Source organism: Streptomyces phytophilus, from assembly GCF_013870535.1.
In the GTDB taxonomy this organism is placed as follows: domain Bacteria; phylum Actinomycetota; class Actinomycetes; order Streptomycetales; family Streptomycetaceae; genus Streptomyces; species Streptomyces phytophilus.
The window spans coordinates 1-1,944 of sequence record NZ_JACBXC010001146.1 but is presented as its reverse complement, the minus strand read 5'-3'; the positions used below and the strand labels follow the sequence as shown (position 1 = coordinate 1,944).

At 74.3% G+C, this 1,944-nt stretch carries 2 protein-coding genes and 1 pseudogene; all 3 read right to left on the bottom strand.

What is annotated here, in order from left to right:
* Nucleotides 1–234: pseudogene (locus H5J30_RS30095) on the bottom strand (hypothetical protein); the annotation flags it as partial.
* Nucleotides 235–243: 9 nt separating this feature from the next.
* Nucleotides 244–525, bottom strand: a complete 282-nt coding sequence (locus H5J30_RS30090; RefSeq protein WP_181790547.1) for an acyl carrier protein — start codon at nt 523–525, stop codon at nt 244–246.
* Nucleotides 526–586: 61 nt separating this feature from the next.
* A complete protein-coding gene (locus tag H5J30_RS30085) occupies nt 587–1,858 on the bottom strand; it encodes a type III PLP-dependent enzyme (protein WP_181790545.1) in 1,272 nt (423 codons plus the stop codon).
* Between the last annotated feature and the right edge of the window lie 86 nt (nt 1,859–1,944).

Below are 1,944 nucleotides of genomic sequence, written 5' to 3'. Positions count from 1 at the left end.
GACGGTGAGCAGCAGGTCCACGCCGCTGTCCGGGCCGCCGAGCACGTCGGCGGCGGCCGTCACCAGGTCGGGGTACGAGACGCGCTCGCCGCGCTCCAGCCAACCGCGGTCGGGCAGCGGGCCGTAGACCGTCTCCAGGTCGCGGGCGTACTCCGCCAGGTCCGCGGCCGTGGTGCCGCCGTGGCCGGCGGGCGGCGGACCGACGGCGGTCAGCCGCTCCAGTGCGACGGGCATCGCCACCGCCTAGCCCGCCGCGCCGGGGCCCGCGGACACCTCGATGAACGCGCACACCGCGCCGACCGTCTCCAGGTGCTCGGGCTCCAGGGTCTCGGGGTCGATCTCGATGCCGTGGTCGTCCTCCAGCGTCATGAGGAGTTCGAGGACGCTGGTGGAGTCCAGGCCCAGCTCCTCGAAGAGCTTCGTCTGCGCGGTGGCCTCGCCGAGGTCCTTGCGCAGCACGGTCTCCAGCGACTTGATGACCTTGACCTGAAGGTCGGACCCGGCCTCGTCGACGTGCGTGGTCATGCTCTGCCTCCTGAGGGGATTTCGGTGCGGTGGTGCGGTGGTGCGGTGGTCGGTCTGCGGGCTACGGAAGGGGGTCCGACTGCCGCTCCAGCAGGTCGTCGACGGTGTCGCGGCGCCGTACGAGCCGGGCGCGCCCGGCGGCGACGAGCACCTCGGCGGGGTGGCCGTGGCTGAGGAACAGCACGGGCGAGGCGCTCGGCCCGTACGCGCCGGAGCGGGTGACGGCGACGAGGTCGCCGGGCGCGAGGTCCGCGGGCAGGCCGACGGCCTTGCCGAGGGTGTCGTTGGGGGTGCACAGCGGCCCGGTGACGTTCCAGGGGACGGCGGGCCCGCCGCCGCCGACGCGGTACATGGGGAAGTTGCGGCGGAAGGGCGAGCCGATGCCGACGGCCGCCATGTGGTGGTTGGTGCCGCCGTCGCAGACGGCGAAGCGCTCGCCGCGCGACTCCTTGGTGTACCTGACCCGGGTGAGGTACGTGCCGGCGGGCGCGGCCAGGTAGCGGCCCAGCTCCATCACCAGCCGGGTGTCCGGGTGCGCGGCGTGGAAGGCGGCGACGACGGGGTTGAGGCCCGCGGTCAGCTCGTCGGCGTCGAGGTCGCTCTCGGCCGCGTGGTACGCCACGCCCAGCCCGCCGCCGACGTCGACCGTGCCGAGGCCGAACCCGAGCCGCCCGGCGAGCCGTTCGGCCAGTTCGAGGATGCGCCGGGTGTTCTCCACGACCGCGGCGGCGGCGAGGATGCGGGTGCCCATGTACGCGTGCACGCCGGTCACCCGCACGTGCGCGTACCGCCGCAGGTCGGCCGGGTCCAGGTCGTCGAGGGCCTCCTCGTCGATGCCGAACTGCCGCGGCTTGCCGCCCATCGTCAGCCCGCCGCCCTTCAGCTCGAACGCCGGGTTCACGCGGAGCAGCACCTCGGCGGTGGTACCGCGGTGGCGGGCCTCCTCGTCGATGACGGCCAGCTCGGGCAGCGACTCGGCGATGAGGCGGGCACCGGCCTTGAGGCACGCGGCGATCTCGTCGCGGCTCTTGCCGGGGCCGAGGAAGAGCATCTCCTCGCCGGTGGCGCCGGCGCGCTGCGCGGTGGCCAGCTCGGCCAGCGACGACAGCTCCAGCCCGGCGCCCAGTTCGCGCATGGTGCGGGTCACGGCGACGTTGGGGTTGGCCTTGAGGGAGTAGAAGAGGCGCAGCGCCGGGTGCAGCCGCTCCCGCAGGCCCGTGTACTGGGCGCGCAGCCGGTCGGCGTCGTAGAGGTACAGCGGGGTGCCGAACTCGGCGGCCAGGTCCGCGAGCGCGAGGCCCTGGCAGTGGGTGACGGGCGTGTCGTCGATCATCTCGGCTCTCCGAACTCGGTCAGGCGCGCGGCCACTTCGGCGTCCAGGGCGTCCGCCTCCGCCTGGCCGGGGGCGACGAGGAGGAA